This window comes from Clostridium sp. D33t1_170424_F3, from assembly GCF_015667585.1.
GTDB lineage: Bacteria > Bacillota > Clostridia > Oscillospirales > Acutalibacteraceae > Anaeromassilibacillus.
This window is the reverse complement of sequence record NZ_JADPEG010000001.1, coordinates 120,079-142,730: the sequence shown is the minus strand read 5'-3', so window position 1 is coordinate 142,730 and position 22,652 is coordinate 120,079. Positions and strand designations below refer to the sequence as shown.

General features: G+C 48.9%; 21 protein-coding genes, 8 tRNA genes and 1 other RNA gene. 22 read left to right on the top strand and 8 right to left on the bottom strand.

The window, feature by feature from the left end:
• Positions 1 to 17 precede the first annotated feature (17 nt).
• The 20 genes from rnhB (at position 18) to I4V53_RS00625 (ending at position 14,468) form a co-directional block, all read left to right on the top strand.
• The gene (gene rnhB, locus I4V53_RS00720; protein WP_195983508.1) at positions 18 to 626 is read left to right on the top strand and encodes a ribonuclease HII; all 609 of its coding nucleotides are present in this window, start codon (positions 18 to 20) and stop codon (positions 624 to 626) included.
• Entirely contained in the window at positions 623 to 982 is a 360-nt protein-coding gene (locus I4V53_RS00715) for a YraN family protein (protein WP_195983507.1), read from the top strand. Before rnhB ends, I4V53_RS00715 begins: the two co-directional genes overlap by 4 nt.
• Positions 982 to 1,908: a dipeptidase gene (locus I4V53_RS00710; RefSeq protein ID WP_195983506.1), complete on the top strand. Its 927-nt coding sequence runs from the start codon at positions 982 to 984 to the stop codon at positions 1,906 to 1,908. The genes I4V53_RS00715 and I4V53_RS00710 overlap by 1 nt, the downstream gene beginning before the upstream one ends.
• A gap of 133 nt (positions 1,909 to 2,041) precedes the next feature.
• A complete protein-coding gene (gene thrC / locus I4V53_RS00705) occupies positions 2,042 to 3,553 on the top strand; it encodes a threonine synthase (RefSeq protein WP_195983505.1) in 1,512 nt (503 codons plus the stop codon).
• Positions 3,554 to 3,578: 25 nt separating this feature from the next.
• Entirely contained in the window at positions 3,579 to 4,286 is a 708-nt protein-coding gene (locus tag I4V53_RS00700; protein WP_353616455.1) for a metallophosphoesterase, read from the top strand.
• Positions 4,287 to 4,407: 121 nt separating this feature from the next.
• Positions 4,408 to 5,697, top strand: coding sequence for a trigger factor (gene tig, locus I4V53_RS00695; RefSeq protein WP_195983504.1), 1,290 nt, complete (start codon positions 4,408 to 4,410; stop codon positions 5,695 to 5,697).
• A gap of 176 nt (positions 5,698 to 5,873) precedes the next feature.
• Positions 5,874 to 6,455: an ATP-dependent Clp endopeptidase proteolytic subunit ClpP gene (gene clpP / locus I4V53_RS00690; protein WP_050697967.1), complete on the top strand. Its 582-nt coding sequence runs from the start codon at positions 5,874 to 5,876 to the stop codon at positions 6,453 to 6,455.
• Positions 6,456 to 6,506: 51 nt separating this feature from the next.
• Positions 6,507 to 7,817: an ATP-dependent Clp protease ATP-binding subunit ClpX gene (clpX, locus tag I4V53_RS00685; RefSeq protein WP_050697968.1), complete on the top strand. Its 1,311-nt coding sequence runs from the start codon at positions 6,507 to 6,509 to the stop codon at positions 7,815 to 7,817.
• 146 nt (positions 7,818 to 7,963) lie between these two features.
• A complete protein-coding gene (gene lon / locus I4V53_RS00680) occupies positions 7,964 to 10,399 on the top strand; it encodes an endopeptidase La (RefSeq protein WP_286166968.1) in 2,436 nt (811 codons plus the stop codon).
• 30 nt (positions 10,400 to 10,429) lie between these two features.
• On the top strand, positions 10,430 to 11,041 hold the full coding sequence (yihA, locus tag I4V53_RS00675; protein WP_195983503.1) for a ribosome biogenesis GTP-binding protein YihA/YsxC: 612 nt from the start codon (positions 10,430 to 10,432) through the stop codon (positions 11,039 to 11,041).
• A 138-nt stretch (positions 11,042 to 11,179) separates the two neighbouring features.
• On the top strand, positions 11,180 to 11,497 hold the full coding sequence (locus I4V53_RS00670; protein WP_195983502.1) for a YerC/YecD family TrpR-related protein: 318 nt from the start codon (positions 11,180 to 11,182) through the stop codon (positions 11,495 to 11,497).
• Positions 11,494 to 12,234, top strand: a complete 741-nt coding sequence (locus tag I4V53_RS00665) for a class I SAM-dependent DNA methyltransferase (protein WP_195983501.1) — start codon at positions 11,494 to 11,496, stop codon at positions 12,232 to 12,234. Before I4V53_RS00670 ends, I4V53_RS00665 begins: the two co-directional genes overlap by 4 nt.
• A 23-nt stretch (positions 12,235 to 12,257) precedes the next feature.
• The gene (gene hslO / locus I4V53_RS00660) at positions 12,258 to 13,160 is read left to right on the top strand and encodes an Hsp33 family molecular chaperone HslO (RefSeq protein ID WP_195983500.1); all 903 of its coding nucleotides are present in this window, start codon (positions 12,258 to 12,260) and stop codon (positions 13,158 to 13,160) included.
• Between the two features lie 105 nt (positions 13,161 to 13,265).
• Positions 13,266 to 13,342, top strand: a tRNA-Val gene (locus I4V53_RS00655).
• 4 nt (positions 13,343 to 13,346) lie between these two features.
• Positions 13,347 to 13,423, top strand: a tRNA-Asp gene (locus I4V53_RS00650).
• 5 nt (positions 13,424 to 13,428) lie between these two features.
• A tRNA-Phe gene (locus tag I4V53_RS00645) sits at positions 13,429 to 13,504 on the top strand.
• Positions 13,505 to 13,510: 6 nt separating this feature from the next.
• Positions 13,511 to 13,586: transfer RNA gene (locus tag I4V53_RS00640), tRNA-Gly, on the top strand.
• Positions 13,587 to 13,593: 7 nt separating this feature from the next.
• Positions 13,594 to 13,668, top strand: a tRNA-Cys gene (locus I4V53_RS00635).
• Between the two features lie 579 nt (positions 13,669 to 14,247).
• Positions 14,248 to 14,336, top strand: a tRNA-Ser gene (locus I4V53_RS00630).
• Positions 14,337 to 14,378: 42 nt separating this feature from the next.
• Positions 14,379 to 14,468: transfer RNA gene (locus I4V53_RS00625), tRNA-Ser, on the top strand.
• A gap of 339 nt (positions 14,469 to 14,807) precedes the next feature.
• On the opposite strand, the gene I4V53_RS00620 is transcribed toward I4V53_RS00625, so the two are convergent.
• The 4 genes from I4V53_RS00620 to I4V53_RS00605 form a co-directional block, all read right to left on the bottom strand.
• Positions 14,808 to 15,338 carry a hypothetical protein gene (locus tag I4V53_RS00620; RefSeq protein WP_195983499.1) on the bottom strand — a complete coding sequence of 177 codons (531 nt, stop codon included), beginning with the start codon at positions 15,336 to 15,338 and terminating at the stop codon, positions 14,808 to 14,810.
• A 6-nt stretch (positions 15,339 to 15,344) separates the two neighbouring features.
• Positions 15,345 to 16,058, bottom strand: a complete 714-nt coding sequence (locus I4V53_RS00615) for a DUF4367 domain-containing protein (protein WP_195983498.1) — start codon at positions 16,056 to 16,058, stop codon at positions 15,345 to 15,347.
• Positions 16,055 to 16,615, bottom strand: coding sequence for an RNA polymerase sigma factor (locus I4V53_RS00610; protein WP_195983497.1), 561 nt, complete (start codon positions 16,613 to 16,615; stop codon positions 16,055 to 16,057). Before I4V53_RS00610 ends, I4V53_RS00615 begins: the two co-directional genes overlap by 4 nt.
• Before the next feature lie 104 nt (positions 16,616 to 16,719).
• Positions 16,720 to 16,875 (bottom strand): hypothetical protein, encoded by a 156-nt coding sequence (locus I4V53_RS00605; RefSeq protein WP_195983496.1) that lies wholly within the window; start codon positions 16,873 to 16,875, stop codon positions 16,720 to 16,722.
• 790 nt (positions 16,876 to 17,665) lie between these two features.
• On the opposite strand from I4V53_RS00605, the gene I4V53_RS00600 reads away from it, so the two are divergent.
• Complete coding sequence (locus tag I4V53_RS00600) at positions 17,666 to 19,756, top strand: transcriptional regulator (RefSeq protein WP_195983495.1); 2,091 nt, start codon at positions 17,666 to 17,668, stop codon at positions 19,754 to 19,756.
• A gap of 200 nt (positions 19,757 to 19,956) precedes the next feature.
• Here I4V53_RS00600 and ssrA read toward each other — a convergent pair.
• From ssrA to I4V53_RS00585, 3 genes are all read right to left on the bottom strand, one after another.
• Positions 19,957 to 20,304, bottom strand: a transfer-messenger RNA (tmRNA) gene (gene ssrA / locus I4V53_RS00595).
• Positions 20,305 to 20,316: 12 nt separating this feature from the next.
• A complete protein-coding gene (gene smpB / locus I4V53_RS00590; RefSeq protein WP_195983494.1) occupies positions 20,317 to 20,781 on the bottom strand; it encodes an SsrA-binding protein SmpB in 465 nt (154 codons plus the stop codon).
• A gap of 140 nt (positions 20,782 to 20,921) precedes the next feature.
• Positions 20,922 to 21,089 (bottom strand): hypothetical protein, encoded by a 168-nt coding sequence (locus tag I4V53_RS00585; RefSeq protein WP_195983493.1) that lies wholly within the window; start codon positions 21,087 to 21,089, stop codon positions 20,922 to 20,924.
• 409 nt (positions 21,090 to 21,498) lie between these two features.
• On the opposite strand from I4V53_RS00585, the gene I4V53_RS00580 reads away from it, so the two are divergent.
• Positions 21,499 to 22,422 carry a GH25 family lysozyme gene (locus I4V53_RS00580; protein ID WP_195983492.1) on the top strand — a complete coding sequence of 308 codons (924 nt, stop codon included), beginning with the start codon at positions 21,499 to 21,501 and terminating at the stop codon, positions 22,420 to 22,422.
• A gap of 37 nt (positions 22,423 to 22,459) precedes the next feature.
• On the opposite strand, the gene I4V53_RS00575 is transcribed toward I4V53_RS00580, so the two are convergent.
• A tRNA-Ser gene (locus I4V53_RS00575) sits at positions 22,460 to 22,545 on the bottom strand.
• Between the last annotated feature and the right edge of the window lie 107 nt (positions 22,546 to 22,652).

The window sequence follows — 22,652 nt, the reverse complement described above, 5'->3', positions numbered from 1 at the left end:
GAGATAGGACGGTTGCAATGGATTGGTTTGCCTATGAAACGGCGGCGCAACAGAATGGATATCAAGTAGTATGCGGCATCGATGAAGCGGGACGCGGCCCTTTGGCCGGCCCGGTGTTCGCTGCCGCTGTTATTTTGCCCGATCATCACGAAATTGAGGGGCTGAATGATTCCAAAAAACTGAGCGAGAAAAAGCGGGAGCTTTTGTTTGACGAAATTATAAAAACAGCGGTCAGCTATTCGGTCGCGTTTGCCACCGAGCAGGAGATCGATGAGATCAATATTTTACAGGCCACTTTTTTGGCGATGAAACGCGCGTGCGACGGGCTTGCAATCCGCCCGGAATTTGCCCTGGTGGACGGGAACCGCATGCCGCCGTTGGACGTTCCCGCGCAGACGGTCATCAAGGGCGACGCGCTCTCTGCCAGTATTGCGGCGGCTTCGATTTTGGCAAAGGTCAGCAGGGACCGCCTGCTTTATGAGCTGGACGAGCTCTACCCGGAGTACCAGTTTGCAAAGCACAAAGGATACGGAACCAAGCTGCACGTGGAGTTATTGAAACAATACGGTCCATGCCCGATACATAGGCGCACCTTCCTGAAAAAAATCCTGGGAGACGCACGGTGAGCCGCCTGTCCGGCAGGGACGCGGAAGATCGCGCGGCGGCGTATTTAGAAGGCAGGGGCTTCCACATACTGGAACGAAATTACCATAGCCGGTTTGGAGAAATTGACATAATCGCGGAAGACGGCCGGTATATTGTCTTTGCAGAGGTAAAGGGGCGCGCATCGTCGGCTTATGCCTGTCCGGCGGAGGCGGTCACGCCTGCAAAACAGCGAAAGATCGTCTATACGGCGCTGCTGTACTTGCAGGCGCACCCGACGGATTTGCAGCCGCGCTTCGACGTAATTGGCATACTTGCGGGCGAACCGGAACCCCTGCTGGAACATCTGGAAAATGCGTTCAGCGGAGGCGGATATTGATGAACTATTTTGATCTGCATTGCGATACGATTGCAGAATGCCGGAATCAGAAAAAGGACCTGTGGGAGAACGACCTGCACCTGTCGCTTCAGCGCGGGGGGAATTACCGTCCGTGGCTGCAGTGCTTTGCGGTTTGGATACCGGATGAACTGCGCGGAGAGGCGGCGTATGCCTACTTTGAAGATGTGTATGCGGAGCTGCTCCGGCAGGCGGCGGCGCATCCGGGGCAGATGCGGCTCTGTGTTTCCCCGGCGGATTTTGAAGCGGCGAAGCTCGGCGGCAAATGCGGCGCGGTATTGACCGTGGAGGGCAGCGCCGCGCTCGGCGGAAAATTGGAGCGCGTGGAACGCTTTGCGCAATGCGGGGTAAGGGCTGTTACACTCACATGGAACGATTCCTGCGAGGTTGGAGACGGGGCGGAGGTTGCGCATCCCAGAGGATTGACGGCGTTTGGCAAACAGGTGGTGCGGTCGCTGGGGGAACAGCGGATTGCCGTGGACGTTTCCCACGCGAGCGAGCCGCTGTTCTGGGACGCGCTGGCATGCGCGCGGGGGCCGGTCCTTGCGACACACTCCAATGCCCGGTCATTGTGTAACCATCCACGGAATCTGACAGACGAACAGTTTTGTGCGTTGCGGGATCAGGGCGGTGTGGTTGGCGTGACCTTTGTGGAAAAATTTCTGCGGGAAAGCGGGCCGGCGGGGCTGGATGATATACTGCGGCATATCGAACATTTCCTTTCACTCAATGGGGAACGAACGGTCGCAATCGGCAGCGATTTCGACGGAGCAGAGCTTCCGGGCGATATGGTTGGCGTGGAATCTGTGGAGACTCTCGCGGAACGGATGCTGCGCCATGGGTACGCGGAAAGCCTGGTCCATGATATTCTTTTTGGAAACGCGTTTCGTTTTTTCACTTCTCTTTGACAAGTCGCGGTTTCTATTATAAAATAGTACGGCAAGCCCCGCGGGGATCAACGGGCGGAGAGCCCATTCGTAAAAGATACGCCCGATGTGCGGATGTTTTCCGAATGGGCTCTAAAGAAATGGGGGAAAAGACATGAATTATAAATGCACAAGGAATGAAACGGAACAGGTAAGCGCGGCGCAGGCGATTGCGCAGGGCATCAGCGGCGACGGCGGCCTTTTTGTGCCGGAAGCCTTTCCCAAATACGATAAATCTGTGCTGGGCGAGTTGCAAAACGCCTCTTATATAGAGCGCGCGGAGCGGATTCTGAGCGATTTTTTGACCGGCTTTACAGCGGAAGAGATCCGGGACTGCGTAGAAAAGGCGTATGGAGACGGCAAGTTTTCCGGTGGGCATCCCGCGCCGCTGGCTTCCGTACAGACCGGATTTGCACAGGTGAACCTGCTGGAGCTGTGGCACGGCCCCACTTGTGCGTTTAAGGACATGGCTTTGCAGCTGTTGCCGCATCTGCTGACCCGCTCCCTGCGAAAGATCCAGTCCGACAAAACGGCGGTTATCCTGGTGGCGACCTCCGGCGATACCGGCAAGGCCGCGCTGGAGGGCTTTAAAGATGTGGACGGCGCCAAGATTATGGTGTTTTACCCGCAGAACGGCGTCAGCGCGATGCAGAAGCTGCAGATGACGACGCAGGAGGGCGGCAATGTCGCCGTCTGTGCAATCGAGGGCAATTTTGACGATGCACAGACCGGCGTTAAGAAAATCTTTACCGACGCGGAGATGAAAGCGGCGCTGGAGCGCGGCGGTATGATGTTTTCCAGCGCGAACTCCATCAACTGGGGCCGCCTCCTGCCGCAGATCGTCTATTATTTCTCCGCCTACTGCGATTTGATGAAAGCGGGCAAGGTGCAGAACGGACAGGAAATAAACATTGTGGTACCGACCGGTAATTTTGGCAATATTTTGGCCGCATACTATGCGAAGAAGATGGGCCTGCCGGTGCATAAGCTGATCTGCGCGTCCAACGCGAACAATGTGCTGACGGAATTTCTGCGCACAGGCGTATATGATCGGAACCGCCGGTTTTTTGCAACCATCTCGCCCTCTATGGATATTCTGGTGTCCAGCAACCTGGAACGTCTGCTCTACGATCTGACGGGCTGCGACAGCGCAAAGGTGGCGGGCTGGATGCAGCAGCTTGCCGAAACGGGCCGCTATGAGGTGGACGCTGCGGTGCTCAATGCGCTGCGCGGGCTGTTCTACGCCGGATTCTGCGACGATACCCAAACGGCGGAGACCATTGGCGGCGTCTATCAGGCGTCGCGCTATGTCAGCGATACCCATACGGCGGTGGCGCTCCGGGTGTATCAGCAGTACCTTGCGGAGACGGAAGACCAGGGGACGCCGGCAGTGGTGGTTTCCACAGCCAATCCCTACAAATTTGCAACCAGCGTCCTGCTGGCGGTCGACCACGCAAAAGCGGTCGATTCCGACCTGGAAAATGTGCGGACACTGCATGAAATTACGGGCGCGCCCATTCCGCAGCCGATCGCGGAGCTGGCGGGCAAGCCGGTCCGCTTTGCGCAGACCTGTAATGCCGGCGATATGAAAGAATCGGTTCTCACTATGCTGGGCGTAGAAGAATAAACGGCACAATAAAGCGGAAGGGGCGATTACAATAGCGGTATTTGCAATAGCCGACCTGCACCTCTCTCTGGGCACAGATAAGCCGATGGATGTATTCGCCGGCTGGCAGGGATATGTGGAAAAGCTGGAAAAGAACTGGCGCGCGGTTGTGTCAGAGGACGATACTGTCGTGATCGCCGGAGACATCTCCTGGGCCATGCGGATGGAGGAGGCGGAGAAGGACTTCGCGTTTATTCATTCTCTTCCCGGTAAAAAGCTGATTTTAAAGGGCAATCACGACTACTGGTGGTCTACGCGCAAAAAGATCGACGAGTTTCTCGCGTCCAAGGACTTTTACAGCATCCGGGTGATCCACAACGACGCGTTTGTGGCGGACGGCATGGCGCTGTGCGGGACGCGCGGCTGGCTCTACAATGCGGAAAGCGACGAGGACGTCAAGATTGTCAACCGCGAGGTCGGACGGCTGAACGCATCCATCGACGACGGCGTGCGGCAGGGCGGGGAGCCGGTGGTATTCCTGCACTATCCGCCAGTCTATGACGACGCGGAGTGCAAGGAAATTTTGGATGTTCTGGTCCGGCGCGGAATCAGGACCTGTTACTTTGGGCATATCCATGGCAGTCAGGCGGCAAAGCGTGCAATCACGGGAGAATATTGCGGCGTTAAGATGGTCCTGATTTCCTGCGACTATTTGGGCTTTATGCCGCTTCTGGTGCGGCCTCAGGAGCCGTAAAAACGCCAAAGTATCGCTGTGCGTGAACATTTTTTGAATATTTTTACATCTACTGGAATATCCTGAACTGTTATGCTATAATAACTTAGATAATTTGCATTTTTGCAGGAGGAAATAAGAAATGACTTTGAAAGCAAGCAATCAGGTTGAAACCAACCGGTATCAGCTGGAAGTTGAAATTGATGCGGCATCTTTTGAAAACGCGCTGAATCAGGCTTATCGTAAAGAAAATAAGAAAATCACCATCCCGGGTTTCCGCAAGGGAAAGGCGCCGCGCGCGTTTGTTGAAAAATTCTATGGCGAGCAGGTTTTCTATGAGGACGCGATCAACGCGCTGTATCCCGACGCGCTGGAAGCGGCTGTCAAGGAAGCAAAGCTCGATATGATTGAAGATAAAATTGACTTTGATCTGGTTTCCGCCGGCAAGGACGGCCTTGTGTTCAAGGCTACCATCACAACGAAGCCGGAGGTCGAAATCGAGGGCTACAAGGGCATCGCCGCCAAGAAGACCAAGGTTGCGGTAACCGACGAGGCTGTCGATGGCGAGATCAAAAAGGTGCAGGACCGCAACTCCCGCATGGTGACGGTTGAAGACCGCGCTGCGGAGAACGGCGACATCGCTGTGATCGACTTTGAGGGCTTTGTGGACGATGTTGCGTTCGAGGGCGGCAAGGGAGAGAATTACAGCCTCAGCCTGGGCGCGGGCCAGTTCATCCCCGGTTTTGAGGATCAGGTGGTCGGCCATAAGACCGGCGAGGAATTTGACATCACCGTGACCTTCCCGGAGGACTACCAGGCCAAGGAGCTTGCCGGAAAAGAATCCGTTTTCAAAATCAAGCTGCATGAAATCAAGATGAAGGAGCTGCCGGAGGTAGACGACGACTTTGTGAAGGACGTCAGCGACTTCGATACGCTGGACGAATATAAGGCGGACATCAGAGCAAAGCTGGAAGAGACCGCCGAAAATCAGGCGAAGGACGATGTGGAGAACCAGTTGATCGATAAGCTGGTGGAGCTGGTGCAGGGCGAAATTCCGGAGGCGATGTATCAGAACCGCATCAACGAGGATATCCGTGAGTTCGCGTACCGCCTGCAGTCTCAGGGCCTGAATCTGGATACATACCTGCAGTATACGGGTATGGATCAGGAGGGTCTGCGCAGTTCCTTCCGTCCGCAGGCAGAGCGTCAGGTGAAAGTACGCCTCGCACTCGAGAAGATTGCGGCGTTGGAGAACATCCAGCCGTCCGACGAGGAGATCGAAGCGGAGTTCGAGAAGATCGCGAAGGGCTACGAAATGGAAGTGGAGAAGGTCAAAGCCTTTATCCCGCAGGAGGATCTCGTGAAGGATATCGCGGTTGGAAAAGCCATTCAGCTGGTGCGCGACAATGCAGTTGTGACAGAAGCTGAATAAACTGAAATAAAGCGGTCAAAGCTTACAAGGCGTGTCTTTAAACCGGTTTTTTACCGCAGGTTTAAGGGTGCGCCTTACGACCGTTATATTCATACGACGTAAGAAGGCTGTTCCCGCCGCGCGGGGAACAGCGCAGGTGTTTTCTATTTGAGCCGTGCGGAGAATCGAGGATTGCTGTGAGTTTAGTCCCATATGTTGTAGAACAAACGAGCCGTGGCGAGCGTTCCTATGATATCTATTCCCGGCTGCTGAACGACCGTATCATCATGCTGACAGAGGAGGTCAACGATACGTCCTCCAGTCTGGTCGTCGCCCAGCTTTTGTACCTGGAAGGTCAGGATCCCACCAAGGACATCAGCCTGTATATCAACAGCCCCGGCGGTTCTGTCACAGCCGGTATGGCGATTTATGATACAATGCAATATATCCGTTGCGACGTTTCAACCATATGCATGGGCATGGCGGCCAGCATGGGCGCGTTCCTGCTGGCGGCGGGCGCGAAAGGCAAGCGCCTGGCGCTGCCGAACAGCGATATTATGATCCATCAGCCCAGCGGCGGCGCGCAGGGACAGGCGACGGATATTCTCATCCACACAAACCATATTATCGAGACAAAGAAGCGTTTGAATCAGATTTTGTCCGAACGCACCGGCCAGCCATTTGAGACCATCGCGCAGGATACGGAACGCGATAACTTCATGACGGCGGAGCAGGCAAAGGAATATGGACTGATCGACAAGGTGATCTATACGCGCTGAAACTGACACAGCCAATAAACCCGATGGATTTAAGATAGGTTGGTGAATCGTATGCCCAATGATGAAATCAAAGAGAGAGGAATCAGCTGCTCCTTCTGCGGCAAGCCGCAGAGCGAGGCGCGCCGTCTGATCGCAGGCCCGGGCGTTTATATCTGCGACGAATGCATTGAATTGTGCATGTCTATTCTGGAGGATGAGAGCAATCTCAGCAACCGGAAGGCCACCGGGTATAATGAAACCTCCGCTGTACTGCCAAAGCCGCAGGAAGTCAAAAAACAGCTTGACGAGTATGTGATTGGGCAGGAAGAAGCCAAGATTGCGCTTTCTGTTGCGGTATATAACCATTACAAGCGCATTTATTACGGAAAAGACGATGTGGAGCTGACCAAGAGCAACGTGCTCCTTTTGGGTCCCACAGGCGTCGGTAAGACGCTGCTTGCACAGACGCTGGCGAAGATATTGGATGTGCCGTTTGCCATCGCGGACGCTACCACTCTGACAGAAGCCGGTTATGTGGGCGAGGACGTGGAGAATATTCTGCTGCGTTTGATCCAGGCGGCGGATTATGATATTGAGCGCGCGGAGCGCGGCATCATCTATATCGACGAAGTGGATAAGATCGCCCGTAAGTCGGAGAATCCTTCCATTACGCGCGACGTCAGCGGCGAGGGTGTGCAGCAGGCGCTGCTGAAAATTTTGGAGGGCACCGTTTCCAACGTGCCCCCGCAGGGCGGCCGGAAGCATCCGCAGCAGGAGTTCCTGCAGATTGATACATCCAATATCCTGTTTATCTGCGGCGGTGCGTTTGACGGGCTGAATAAGATCGTGGAGCAGCGCACCGCATCCTCTACGCTGGGCTTTGGCGCGGACATCAAGAGCAAGACGGAGCTGGACACGACGGCGTGGATGCAGGACGTGATTCCGCATGACCTGGTTAAGTTCGGTTTGATTCCCGAACTGGTGGGCCGCCTGCCGGTGATTGCGGCGCTCAACGGCCTGGATGAAGCCTCGTTGGTCCGCATCCTGACGGAGCCGCGAAACAGCCTGATTAATCAGTACAAGAAGCTGTTCCAGCTGGATAAGGTCGAGCTGGAATTTCAGCCGGAGGCGCTGCAGGAGATTGCGCGCAGGACGATCGAGCGTAAAACCGGCGCCCGCGGCCTGCGGAGCATTATGGAGGAGATTTTGACGCCGCTGATGTACAGCGTGCCGTCGGATTTCACGGTGGAGAAGGTGACCATCACCCCGGAAACCGTTCTGGAGAATGCGGAACCGCTCCTGTCCCATAACATGGACCGGAAACCGGTCAAGATCAAGATTACCACAACGTCCAGGAAACGCGGCCGGAAGGATACCGCGTGACGCACCAGCTGCTTTTTTAGCGGTGCGCGATCGTTTAAAAACATGATGGCTGTTGCAGCGTGGCGGCGCGGGGCGCCGCTTTGTCTGCGGCAGCCATTTCTGCTAAAAGTGTATGGCGCGGGCCAAACACATCTGGAGGATCTGAGATGAATACTACAGAGATGAAAAAAACTAGAGAAGATAAAAGCATGTTGCTGCCGGTGCTGGCTCTGCGCGGTTTGGTAGTGTTCCCGGGCATGATGCTGCAGTTCGATGTAGGGCGTAAAAAGTCCATCCTGGCACTGTCCAAGGCGATGGAGGACGACCAGCTGATCTTTTTGGTGACGCAGAAGGATTTGTCCGACAACGAGCCAAGGCAGGAGCAGCTGTATCAAACGGGCGTCGTGGCCAGGATCAAGCAGCTTGTGCGGCATCCGGAGGACGGCGTGCGCCTGTTTGTGGAGGGGCTGTACCGCGCGGAAATGACGGGCGAGATGCAGAACGACCCCTTCCTGCTGGCAAAGGTTGCCCCCTGCAAACTGATTGCCTACCGGAAAACGCAGCGGGGTGAAGCGCTCATCCGCTACACGCAAAACCTCTTTGAGGAATATCTGCAGAACTACAGCCGCATATCGCCGGACATTATCGTCGGCGTAGTCCAGAAAAAAGACTGCGGCGAACTGGCGGATTATATCGCTTCCAACATCATGTTTGACTTTGAAAAGAAGCAAATGGTGCTGGAGGAGCTGTCTCCGGTCAAACGGTTGAACAAGCTGGTCGGCATCCTGAAGAACGAAATTCAGGTTCTGGAGATTGAGAATCAGATCAGCGAGAAGGCCAAAGAGCAGATCGACCAGAACCAGCGCGAGTACTATCTGCGGGAGCAGATGAAGGCCATTGCCTATGAGCTGGGGGAAGATGACAACCCGCAGGAGGAAGCGGACGCGTTCCGCGAGCGGGTTGCCAAGCTGCATCTGCCGGAGCTGCAGGAGAAAAAACTGCTGAAGGAGTGCGACCGTCTGGCAAAGCTGCCGTTTGGCTCCCACGAATCCAGCGTGATTTTAGGTTATCTGGAAACCTGCCTGGACTTGCCGTGGAATACCCTCAGCGAGGAATATATTAACCTGGATAAAGCGCGCAAAATTCTGGATCGGGAGCACTACGGCCTCAAAAAGGTCAAAGAGCGTATTCTGGAGGTGCTGGCGGTCCGCAAGCTGGCGCCGGAGATCAAGGGACAGATTATCTGTTTAGTGGGCCCTCCGGGCGTTGGAAAGACCTCTATTGCGCGCTCCATCGCGGAGGCGCTGGGGCGAAAATATGTGCGCGTCTCCCTGGGCGGCGTGAGGGACGAATCCGACATCGTCGGGCATCGTAAGACGTATGTCGGTTCCATGCCCGGGCGTATCATCGCGGCGATGAAGCAGGCGGGGACCCGCAATCCGTTGCTGCTGCTGGATGAAATCGACAAGCTGAGCCATGATTTCCGGGGCGACCCGGCGTCGGCTCTGTTGGAGGTGTTGGACGCGGAGCAGAATATGGCCTTCCACGACCATTATATCGATATGCCGTTCGATCTGAGCGACGTGCTGTTCATCACCACGGCGAACGATTTCAGCGCCATCCCGGAGCCGCTTGCCGACCGTATGGATGTGATTACGCTTGGCAGCTATACGCACGAGGAGAAGTTCCACATTGCCACGAAGCATCTGATCCCCAAGCAGTACAAAAAACATGGGATTACCCCGAAAATGGTGCGCATTCAGCCGGCGGCGGTACACGCGCTGATCGACGGTTACACCCGGGAAGCCGGCGTCCGCAACCTGGAACGGCAGATTGCATCGCTTTGCCGCAAATGCGCGGCAAAGCTGGTGGAGGATCCGGAAACCAGAATTACCATCATGCCAAAGAGCTTAGAGCCCCTGCTCGGCCCGGCCCGGTTTAAGAACGACGATCTGCACAAAACCGATGAGATCGGTCTGGTCAACGGGTTGGCGTGGACGAGCGTCGGCGGAGAGATCCTGCCGATCGAAGTCGCGGTGATGGAAGGGACCGGTAAAATTGAGCTGACCGGTTCGCTGGGCGATGTGATGAAGGAATCCGCCCGCACAGCGATCAGCTGCATTCGGACCCGGGCTTCTTCCTTGGGGATCGAGCACGATTTCCACACGAAATACGATATTCATATCCATGCGCCGGAAGGGGCGATCCCCAAGGACGGGCCGTCCGCGGGCACGGCGATGGCGACGGCGATTACCTCTGCACTGTGCCGGGTTCCGGTTCGCCACGATGTAGCGATGACAGGGGAGATCACGCTGCTGGGCCGCGTATTGCCGATCGGAGGCCTCAAGGAGAAAACGATGGCGGCATACCGCGCAGGCGTTAAGACGGTGATCATTCCATCGGACAATCTGCCGGATTTAGCGGAGATCGATACCGTCGTGAGGGATTCCGTGACATTCCTGCCGGTACAGAAGGTAGATCAGGTTCTGGAAGCCGCGCTGGTGCGCGCCTCAGAGCCGAAGGCCAGCGCTGTGCGCAGCTCTGCAGGTGCTTTGCCGCCGGCAGGGCAGCCCGCGGCGACAGCGCCGTCGATCCCGCAGTGACTTGTAATTTTGTAAGAAAGTGGGAGCACTATGAATTTTCAAAATGCTTCGTTTGAATCGGCTTCTGGCAGGGCGGAGCAGCTTCCGCCCACCGAAGCGCCGGAAATTGTTTTTTCCGGCCGTTCCAACGTGGGGAAAAGCTCGCTGATCAATAAGCTGCTGAACCGGAAATCTCTGGCGCGCGTCAGCGCGAAGCCAGGAAAGACCGGCACCATAAATTTTTACCGGCTGCCGGAGTGCCGTCTGGTCGATCTTCCTGGCTATGGCTACGCGAAGGTGTCGGCTTCGGAAAAACTCCGCTGGGCGGAACTGGTGGAGGGGTATTTGAACGCGGGCCGGAATATCCGCCTTGTGGTGCAGATCGTTGATTTCCGCCATATGCCGACCCAGGATGATTTGCACATGATTGATTTTCTGGTGCAGGCCGGGCTGCCGTTTCTGATTGTAGCAACCAAGAGCGATAAGCTGAATAAGACGCAGCGCACCGAGCGCATGGAGCAGTATTGTGAGTTGTTTGAGGCGCTTCCGGATACCTGCCTGATTCCCTTCTCCGCAGTCAATGGGGAGGGCGTGCAAGAGATCAAAGATGAGATTGAAAAGGCTTGTATGGAAGCTGAGAACGATAATACATCTGCAGATTGATGTGGATTCTTGTGAGAAATAAATAAAATACAGCATAAGATTGTCATATTCCTATAAGATTTGTGTAACTCTCTTTACTTTTTGACTTTTATATGCTAAAATTTTATCGTACTAAACAACATAAAGGAAGTGACCTTTTTGAACTCAAAAATCAAAGATGACAGCGTGGATTTTTTGTTTCAGGCCATTCTTTCCCTGAAAACGGTGGACGAGTGTTACGATTTTTTTGAGGACCTTTGTACTGTCCCGGAAATCAAAGCGATGTCGCAGCGGCTGCTGGTGGCGCACATGCTCAGTACCAAACGCGTATACAGCGATATTGTCGCGCAGACCGGCGCGTCCACAGCGACCATCAGTCGTGTCAATCGATCGCTGAACTATGGCTGTGACGGCTACGAGCTGGTGTTCAGCCGCCTGGACCAGAAAGCGTCCTCCGATGGGGACGGCCAGGGATGAGCTACGAAACCTTTGCCCGGTATTACGACAGCCTGACGCACAACGTGGAGTACGCCAGGCGTGCCGGTTACCTCTGCGCACTGCTGGAACAGTTGGGGCATTCGCCGGGATTGGCCCTCGATCTGGCCTGCGGTACAGGCAGCCTGACCGTGGAGCTTGCGAAGCGGGGCTGGGACGTCTATGGAATCGACGGGTCCATGGCAATGCTTTCCGTGGCGCGCCAAAAGGCCGCGGATAACGGCCTGGACCTGTTGTTTTTGTGCCAGAAAATGCAAAAAATAGATCTCTTCGGTACGGTTGACACTGTGGTCTGCGCGTTGGACAGCATCAATCATTTGACACTGGAAAGCGATGTACAGGCGGCGTTTGACCGCGTGTCGCTCTTTATGGATCCTGGCGGATATTTTATTTTTGATATCAATACGGTTTATAAACATAAGTATGTTCTGGCAAACCAGGTTTTTCTTTATGACACGGAGAATGTGTACTGCGTTTGGCAGAATCATTATGAAGAAAAACGTAACCGCGTGCGCATTGATCTGGACTTTTTTGGGAGAGAAGGAAATATTTATCATAGAAATGAAGAACATTTCTATGAGCGCGCTTATGAGACTGCGCAGCTTCATGCAATGCTGAAAAAAGCGGGATTTGGGGAAATCCGTATGTTTGAGGATTTGACCTTTTCCGAGCCGAGGGAAACCACGGAACGCATTGTAGTGGCAGCAAAAAAAGTATAATAGATTGGCGGTAATGTGTTTATATGGATAGAATGATTCGTTGTATCACTTCGAACGGCGCAATTATGGCCGCAGCGGTGGATTCCACTTATTTGGTTGCCACTGCGCATCAGGTGCACAATACCAGCCCTGTTGCGACCGCAGCACTGGGGCGGCTTTTGACGGGGGCCTCGATCATGGGCTCCATGCTGAAAAAGGAGAATGCCACGCTGACTCTGAAAATTAACGGCGGGGGTCCTTTGGGCTCGGTGGTCGCGATTGCTGACAGCCACGGCAATTGCCGCGGCTATGTGGAGCATCCGGAGGTGGACTTGCCGCTCAAGCCGAATGGAAAGCTGGATGTCGGCCGCGCAGTGGGGAACGACGGTCTTCTGGGCGTGTTGCGCGACTTTGGTGAAGGGCAGCCCTATATGGGCCAGGTGGAGATCATTTCCGGGGAAATTGCAGAGGATATCACCCATTATTACGCAACAAGCGAACAAATCCCCACAGTTTGTGCGTTGGGCGTTCTGGTTGGCAAAGAGGATAAGAACCAGATTCTTGCCGGCGGGCTGTTGATTCAGGTCCTCCCAGGCGCTTCAGAGGCTGATATAGACCAATTGGAGAAGAATATTTCAACGCTTGAACCTGTGACCACGATGCTTGCCAAGGGAATGACCATTGAAGAGATGTGTAAAACAGCTTTACAGGGCTTTGAGATGGAAATTTTGGACGAATTTCAGATGAGCTATGTCTGCACTTGCAGCAAAGAGCGTGTGCGGAATGCGCTGATTACGCTGCGTCCGGAAGAATTGCGTACGCTTGCCGATGAGAGTGGTAAAATGGAGGCGAAGTGTCAATACTGCAACCGCTCCTATCAGTTTACGGCGGAGGAGCTGGAAACACTGGCAGAATCCCTGGAGATAAAGCGCGCCGATAAGAATTAAAAAATGGCGCGCAAAAAAGTTAAAAAAACTTTGCAAAAAGCATTGACATTTAAAGGAAGGTGTAGTATTATATAACACGTCGCTGATGAACACGGCGATCAAGTAGGGGGTATAGCTCAGCTGGTTAGAGCACCTGCCTTACAAGCAGGGGGTCATAGGTTCGAGTCCTATTGTCCCCACCAATACGGCTCGGTAGTTCAGCTGGTTAGAACGCTAGCCTGTCACGCTAGAGGTCGACGGTTCGATCCCGTTCCGAGTCGCCATACTTGCCTCTGTAGCTCAGTTGGTAGAGCAGGGGACTGAAAATCCCCGTGTCGATGGTTCGATTCCGTCCGGAGGCACCATCTTTTGCGAACGTAGCTCATCTGGTAGAGCGCCACCTTGCCAAGGTGGAGGTAGCGAGTTCGAGCCTCGTCGTTCGCTCCATTTTTTTGGCGACATAGCCAAGTGGTAAGGCATGGGTCTGCAAAACCCTGATTCCCCAGTTCAAATCTGGGTGTCGCCTCCATTGAAGATTAGCTGTTGCATTGTCTTGGATGATGCAACAGCTTTTTTGTCGTTGTTTTGCCGATTTTTGTCCAATGTAAAAAGCCGCCCCAAATCGGAGCGGCTTTTTACATTGGATAAGGAAGAATTTATGAAAAAGAGTCTTGCAAGCAATTATTAGGGGGTCCTTGTGTCTGTTTATACTATAAATGGCCAATGTGAAGATTAGATGAACATAAACTGAAGGATAAAAAAATTTTAAAGGCTGGCCTCATATTTCGCATCAGTCGTGAAAAAGTATCAATACATGATGAAAACCATGAAAAGCTTTTTGGATGCAGGGTGGACGATCGTAAAGCATATCTGAGTGGACAGACGACCCGCAAACGGGCAGATGTTAGAGGACCGTATAAATTGCAGCCTTTGGCTAAATTGCAAAGTCAAACTGGTACGGAGGGATCAGAAGAGAAGAAGTAGGGCATGACAATGAGAGGGCCATTATAACAGTGTGGATTTTTACAAAAAATAGAAAATATTTAAGACAAAACCGTTGACATGTCCGTGAAAATGCAGTATAATAATCCACGTTGCTGATTGACTCGGAGAGGTGTCCGAGTGGTTTAAGGAGCTGGTCTTGAAAACCAGTGACCTCGCAAGGGGCCAAGAGTTCGAATCTCTTCCTCTCCGCCACATTTCTCTTACGTCAAAATATTTTTCAGAATTCACCTACATGGAGAAGTACCCAAGTGGTGAAGGGGCTCCCCTGCTAAGGGAGTAGGTCGGGCAACTGGCGCAAGGGTTCAAATCCCTTCTTCTCCGCCAAAAGCCGCATGAACGCTATGTTCGTGCGGCTTTTTTGTTTCTCCGGAGAAAGGTGACCTTTCATGTGGTTTATAGTGATTTGAAGAATAGAAATGGATATAGTCCCACTCATTAAAAAATATGAGGTCAGATTTTATTGACCGCTGCCTCCACAGTATTTTCCAACTGGCGACGGGACGCGCTCCAATGATTTGGGCTGCATATTATTGGGGAGAAGGTTACCGGGAAGCTTCTAAGTGAGTTTTAACAGAAAAAAGCAGCACAGCCGTCCGTGATGGGGTAGCTGTGCTGCTTTTTTGTTGTATCAGTAAAATAGAGACAGAGGAACAGTCTGATCACTTAACCTACGTCTTTTTCTCCAGCGTCAATTGTTTTAGATTCTGTAGATGAGCCATCTGTAGCGGTATGGAGACTATAGCAACGATACCGACCCTTAGGAACTGTGATGGTATGATTAAAAGCAGCTGGTAAATCTGTATAGGACGTGTCTGACCATCTTCTGTAAAAATTCCAGGAGCCGTTCACATATCTCTCTAACGTTGCTTCAGCAGAGGCGGAATCTGCAAGGCTTGGATAATAGTTTGTATATGCTACAATATTCACACTCGTTCCATCCGGGTTAAACCCTAAACCACATGAACTGATAAACCTGAAGCGCGGTTCAATATTTACCTCCGCAACGCCGCTTCTATTGACTGCTCTTAAATAATCGACCTGTTCCACGCTTAGATTATCAGAAACGAAATTGATACTGTTTTCTGTTACAATAAATTCGACAGACTCCGAAACCTGAGCAGCACTTGCAAACAATGTACAGGACGATGCCATCATAAACGCCGCCAGTAAACTAATTAATATTTTCTTTAACATATGTTTTTAATTTCCCTTCCATTTTATGCTTTCCGCAATTTTGAATAAAACACCCTGATCTTCTGTAGCTTCCAAAGAAAAATAGTATCCATCTTTTTGCCATATAAGTTTATTGGGATAATCATCAGCAATTTCTTTGTTGCCATAAAAATAAATCTGACTGTTTACTTTATACATATTGAAATTTTCTATATTGCTGTCATCGAATTGAATTAAGCGAGTAGAACTTTGGAAAAATCTAATTCTGCTGCTATTACCTGTATAAACAATAGTCATTGGATCAGTTAAATTACTCCACTCGGTTGCCATATAATTTTCAGGCATCCATTGAGGTAAATATAGTTCGTTAAAGTTTCTCAACGGTATGTTTGCGTCCAAACCGAGCGGACTCTCTTGTTGATCTGTAATGCTGAAATACCCTCCAAAGAATTGAAAAATAATTTCTCGGCTGGCTTTAACAGACAAAGCGATTGACAAAGGTAATACTGTAAAGAGCAGAATACATGCTGCGATCTTGGTAAAATGCTTTCTAACCTGGGAGGTTTTCTGTTTGTTTTCATGGTCGCTCAAAAGCTGATCCATCCTAATCTTTAAACTTGGTGGAATAGGAGTCGCATGAATCTCTTCTTCCGTGGGCAGTTCTATCAGCCTTTCCTGGTTCACAGCTAAGGCGGCCAGATAATTTTTCTGCATTTCTGTCAAATCATCTTTATAGCTCATCGATTGCCTCCTTTGCTGCCATAGGTGTCTTTGATCAGCTTTACTACTCTTGAAAATCTCTGGCGAGCCGTCGCTTCTGTTATACTCAACAGCTTCGAAATTTGCCGGTAGTTGAATCCATAATGCTGCTTCAAAATTAATACGTCTCTGTAATCTGGAGAAAGCGCGTGCAAAAGTTCCGTGTTTTCAAGTTTTGAGAAAAACAGATCTTCTGTTGTGTTGTCATGATACAAAGAATCGCTGAGGATCGCATCGCTATATTCCACTCCGTCTACACAAGGATTGCGACTGTTTTTCTTGAGCTTTGCCTTCGCTGTGTTCCGTGTTATAATGGCGATATATCTCGGTAAAGAATTATCATCCAATTTTATCAGAGCTTTAGAATACCTCAGCATTTTAGTAATTGCGTCCATAACAACATCTTCTGCATCGTGCGGGTCTTTTACAATACCAAATGCGATAGAATACATCATACCTGCTTTTTCATAGAAAATATCGCCGATCTTCGATGATGCATCTAACGTAATCTTTGTATTGTTGATAACAATTATGACCAATTTGAAATTCCCCAGTTCGTGTTTGAAATATTTACCATTTAAATGACATCTCGATTATACCATATACCATAATTAGATGAGATATTTAAGATGCAATAAATGTATTATTTCGTCAATTTTCGGGGAACTTCGCCGCTGGTGTTTTTCTCAATGCGTTCCAAAACGGTATACATGTACGCTTGGTTCAACAGTATGTTATTCAAGCTATGGTTGATGTAGCCCAGGTTCCTCGTGCGCCGTCTTCTTTGTTTTCTTTTCATTGTACATACCTCCAAAATATAATTTGCAAAGCTACCTAATATAACCTCTGGAGGTATGCGTTTTGTGACACGATTCGACGGAATTTCAAAATATTTTTGAATTAATTAATTCAACATGCGCCAAAGTAAAGAAATTGCTATATTTGGGGCCATCACTTAGTAAAACAGAAACTTCTTCATAGGTTCCCTCCTTTGTTGTCAAGTAAATAATCTACTCTTAATTTATTATATCATGTGAAATATTTTTACCAAGCATTATCAGCAAAATATATGTAAAAATTTTGTAGTGATATTTATGCAAATGTGAAATGCTACAAGATAAATACCACCCCAGTGCGACTTCAGGCGATTTTTTCACTTAGAATGGGGGAATGGATCGCCCACTAAGGGGGTCGGACAACTGGCGCAAGGATCAAATCCTTTCTTCTCTGATAAAAGCCGCATGAACACAATGTTCATGCGGCTTTTTGTTTCTTTGGTGCAAGTTGGTTTTGTGCGTATTTATGGGAGATTGAAGGGCGAAGAGTAGAGCCATTCCATACAGTTTAAGGGAGATGAAACCAGGTTTTATTAACTGAGACCCGTTGGCTTGATAATAGGTCATCTTTGAATCAACAGATTGCTGCAGTTCATCTGCAGGGTGGCTCATAGAATCAATAGCATTTATTCTTTTTTAATGGTTATAAGGGGTTAAGTATCACTTTAATTAGGAATTTTAAAGACGCATTGTAAATGTTCCAAAATATGCTATAATTAGACTATTATTTATCGTATGGGGTGAGATAACGATATGAACATTAATAAATTTTCAATAATATCAAATTCGCTCCGTCAATATCGTAGAGCAGAATTAAAGGATTTTGAACATGAATTAGGCGCACCTGCAATAGACAGCTTATATGTAGATCCTTTACCATCAAACGCAGTGCTTAACCAAGTGTTGGCACCCACCACTACATTTCTATTAGGCCGTAAAGGCACAGGGAAAAGTACCGTCTTTGCGAAAGCGCAAGCTGATTTGAGACGCGATAAAAGTAACATTTCGGTGTATTTAGATGTAAAGGCGATATATGATCTTATTGGGGCTTGTGATGTACCAGTCTTGAAAGATGTTGAAGTTAGTGAAGACGTTTTACGGACGCATTTTTTACGAAAAGAGTTTTTAGGTGCTATTATTTCTGATGTGTTAAAAGAGTTACAATTATATGCGAAAAAATTGCCTTTGTGGGAAAAAATACTAGGCAAAAAGCGGGTTATGGTAGAAACCATCAAAAATATGAGTGAACTCGAAAAAAATATAAGAAGCGGAAAGCTTTCATCGTCAGAAATTCCTGTACTTCAAACAATTACAAAGAAAAGGAAAGAGCAATCCAAGTCTACAGAGCAGTTAACATCTGCAGGAGAAATCAAGGCGTCGTTGAATAGCGATTTTGGTGCTTCTATATCATCTAAAGATTTTGAGGAGTTATTGTCTGATAATGAAATATATGAAGAATATTCTGACTCTATTTTACGTTCATATCCATTTTCTTCTTTATTAGAGCAAATTAAAATTTATTTAGTAGAATTGGGATTAAATAAACTCTTTATATTTTTTGATGATTTTTCCGAAATTAATTTTGTAGATCAAAAATTATTTGTTGACATTATTTTGGCACCACTAAATAATGCAAGTAATGAAAGTATCAAACTGAAAATAGCGGGATATCCTGACAGAGTTTATTATGGAAAAATTGACCCAAGTAAAGTTGATACAATAAATTTGGATTTTTCACATCTTTATAAAGACAGAGATATTCAGAATACAGAGCGGAGAGCAATCGATTATACTAAGAGGTTACTTCTCAAACGATTTACTGCTTTTGGAGTGAATTTCTTTGACTATTTTGATAGTAAAGTATCTGAAGATGAATATATGCGGCTCTTTTTTGAATGTACATTTAATGTACCGAGAATTATAGGGTTTATATTGAACTACTGCTTTAACGACAGAATTGCAAGAAATCAAGCTATTAATCCAGCAATAATTAGATTAGCGAGCCAAAAGTATTATGAAGATATATTAAAAAAATATTTTGATCAAATGAATAGATTTGCACTGGAACCATTTGATAGAAAACTTGACAGATATGTTCAACACGAGTTATTGAGGACTATCGTCAAAGAGGCTAGAGATGTCAGGCGCAAAATAATTACAGGGGAGATCGGCGGAGCCTATTTTAAAGAACTATCTAATCCTCCAGCAAGTCATTTTGCTATAAGCAAAGAATTTGAACCTTTTTTGCTCTCTCTTGAGTTGAATTTTCTTATCAGCAGATATCATGAAATGAGAGACAAAGACGGAAACGATGTTTATATCATATCTTTATTCTACGGCCTATGTGAAGCCGAGAATATTCCTTGGGGATATCCACGGGGAAGGCGTGATGATAGAAGCTATTTTGTTCAAAGATGTTTTTCATATAACTCTCTTTTACAAGAATTTTTGGCAAAAAAGCAAACTATTCGTTGTAAATTATGTGGAGCATCACATCCAATGGATGACAAAGCTGCTATTGAACGGTATGGATGGTTATGTCCAGAATGTAAAGCGGGACAATGTATTGTGGTTAATCTAGCGGATGACTATAAAGACGAAATAGAATCGCTTAACCAAGAGTTAATGCTTGAAGAAACGGAGCTAGAAATACTACAAACGCTTAATAGTGAAAATAGGCCAATGCGAGCAAACGAGATATCAGAATTGATTGATAAAAGTTACCAACTGATTGGTAAAAGGACAAGTAAACTTAAAGAACTTGGCTTTGTTGATAAAAAGCAACTTAACGGCCATGTGCATAATGAAATTACTGAACGGGCGAAAGGCGTCTATTTTTCTTAAAATATTAGCATAGAATAATTATGTAATTGCTTACCAATATTTGCTTCTTATGCTTTGTTTGTTCTGTGTTTGAGCAACTGAAATAAAGCGGCGTCAGTATGTACTCCATACCGTCGCCGCTTTGCTTATCCTATTTCATTCAAATAAACAATAAATCCAAACCCATTTCCAATTGGAATTAGGTTCGGATTATATTGATTTGGTGGAGCTGAGGAGAATCGAACTCCTGTCCGAGAACCGCTTGCCCAGGCTTTCTACGAGTGTAGCCGGTGTTTTCACATTCCCTCTGCACAACGCCCACAGGCAGGCTCAGTGCTTTAGTAGCCTTTAAGCCGTGACAGGGGTAAAGGCGTTCCCTTGTTCACGTTCACCGCTCATCGACGCCTCTATCCGGGCCGCGGTGCTCCCGGTAGAGACGGCAGCCTAATTAGGCTGCGTACGCAACAGTATTGTTGTCGTTTAATTTTAAGATTGCGGCTTTTAAAGCGGGTCCGCGCCGCTACTCGCTTACCAGGGTTCACAACCCCCGTCGAAACCTTTACAGCCCCATATATAAGGATTTAACGATTTTTCTCTTTCATCGCCCGGTCAATATCACGTTTAGCTGCTTTTGCAGCCAAATCCTGCCGTTTATCATAAAGCTTTTTGCCACGACAAAGACCAACTTGCACTTTAACCAGTGAGTCCTTAAAATATACGGAAAGCGGGATCAAGGAGAAACCGTCCTGTTTAACAAGCCCAAACAGGCGCATAATTTCCCGTTTGTGCATCAGAAGTCTGCGTACGCGCATGGGATCCTTATTGAAGATATTGCCCTGCTCATAGGCGCTGATATGAAATCCATTGACAACCAGTTCGCCGTTGACAACTGAACACCAGGCATCTTTCAGGTTGCACTGCCCGCGCCGCAGAGATTTTACCTCTGTACCGCACAGTTCAATTCCGGCTTCCATGCTTTCCTCGACAAAATAGTCGTGATAGGCTTTTTTATTTTGTGCGATGGTTTTCAAAGATTTGGCCGCCATAAAAAAGCCTCCCTTTTCCATTTTTGCTGTGGCTATATAGAATACCATAAATTTTGTTTTTTGTCAATTGTGAAGCGGCAAAGAGAGGGCAAAGGCGGTTCCGCCGCTTGCGGATATCGCCTTTGCCGGGAAAGGATGCTTTACGGTTCGTTTGCAAAGTGTTCAGCAAGTTGCTGCCGGACTTCTGCAGATACGCCGAAAACACTGTTACTATAGAGCGCAGTACTGCCGGAAAACTGCTTTGGCAATTCTTTCAAACTTTCCATATAGGCATTCTCATCCTGAGAGTTTGAGAAAATATTTTCCATAACAACACCTCCCAAAACTATTTTGTCTGAGAGGATACAAAAAATTTAAGGAAAATATTTCTGATTAAACAATTTTATCGATGGGGCGGTATAGGCGGATGGACCGGACCGTGCGGCGGCTTTGGAGGTGGCCCAGGAAATACGGGTCCGGGTTGCGGAGGCGGGGTATACCATCCCGGCGGCGGGGGAGGCGATGGGACGTGGAGGCAGCCAGGAAAAAGCGTCCCAGGGCCGTTGGGGCCGCCGGGAAGGTATGGCCAGATATAAAATTTCATATGGTTTCCTCCTTTCCTTAAAAGGACATTTGGAGGAAAAATAAATTGCTGCCGGTACCATAGGCACTGGAGAAAGGGAGTCTGCATATACTGAAAACAGACTCCAACTATAACTTTATAAGGGAGGATGCATTGTGAAAGGAATTGACGTCAGTGCGGACAACCATGTGGAATGGGAAACAGCGAAAAAGGGTGGGCTGGAATTTGCTATGCTTCGGTGCGGGTATGGCAAAGATTTGGCCAGTCAGGATGACCCAACGTTTTCCGGCAATGTTTCTGAATGTGAAAAATTGGATGTTCCCTGGGGAATGTATCTATACAGCTACGCTTTAAATACGGAGGATGCCAAGAGTGAGCTGGCGCATATTCTGCGCCTGATTAAGGATCGAAAACCTCTATTTCCGGTGGTCTTGGATATGGAGGATGCGGATGGTTATAAGGAAAAGCATGGCATGCCATCTCGTAGAGTTCTCACAGATATTATTAAGACAGTCTGTGACGGATTAAAAAAAGCTGGATATCTTGCCGGATATTATGTCAATAAATCCTGGCACGATCATATGATCTATCCAGATGAATTGAAAGAGTACGAATTCTGGTATGCACGGCCGGGATACAAAAAACCGGATTTGGATTGCGGCCTTTGGCAAAATAATATTCCCGCAACGGGGGGCGAGTGGCCCGGCGTTACAACAGGCGGGGAAAACGAATGTGATACAGATGTCAGTTTCAAAGATTATCCGCAGATTGTGCGTGACGAAGGGCTGAATAACTGGCCAAAAACAAATCCGGTTGCAATTGATACCACAATGGATGTGACAAAGATGCGCGGACAGTGGTATGGCGTAAAATGTACGGCAGAGGACCCTGCAAAAATTGAACTGTATCCAGGCACGCCGAATATTGTAACGGTCATTCCGGTCAAACGGGAGGGTGACAGTCAGTTTTTCCTGGTAGTTCCCATTGGTCAGCCGGGGCAGAGCACCGGTATCTGGACCCGCTACGGGGGCGATGAAGAGACAGCCCAAAGAAGATTTGTGTTTAAAATCGGCCAGTAACAAAAACAAGCACCTGTTTTTACAGGTGCTTGTTTTTTGGCGGAGAGGATGCGACTCGAACGCACAATGCCTTGCGGCACACCACATTTCCAATGTGGCTCCTTACCATTAGAATACCTCTCCATATGCAATTTTACGCCGCCGCAACTGACAGCTTGATTATTATAGCGGATGCGTATCAAAAAAGCAAGAGGTTTTTTGAAATTTTTTTCAAAATTATGCAAAAATTT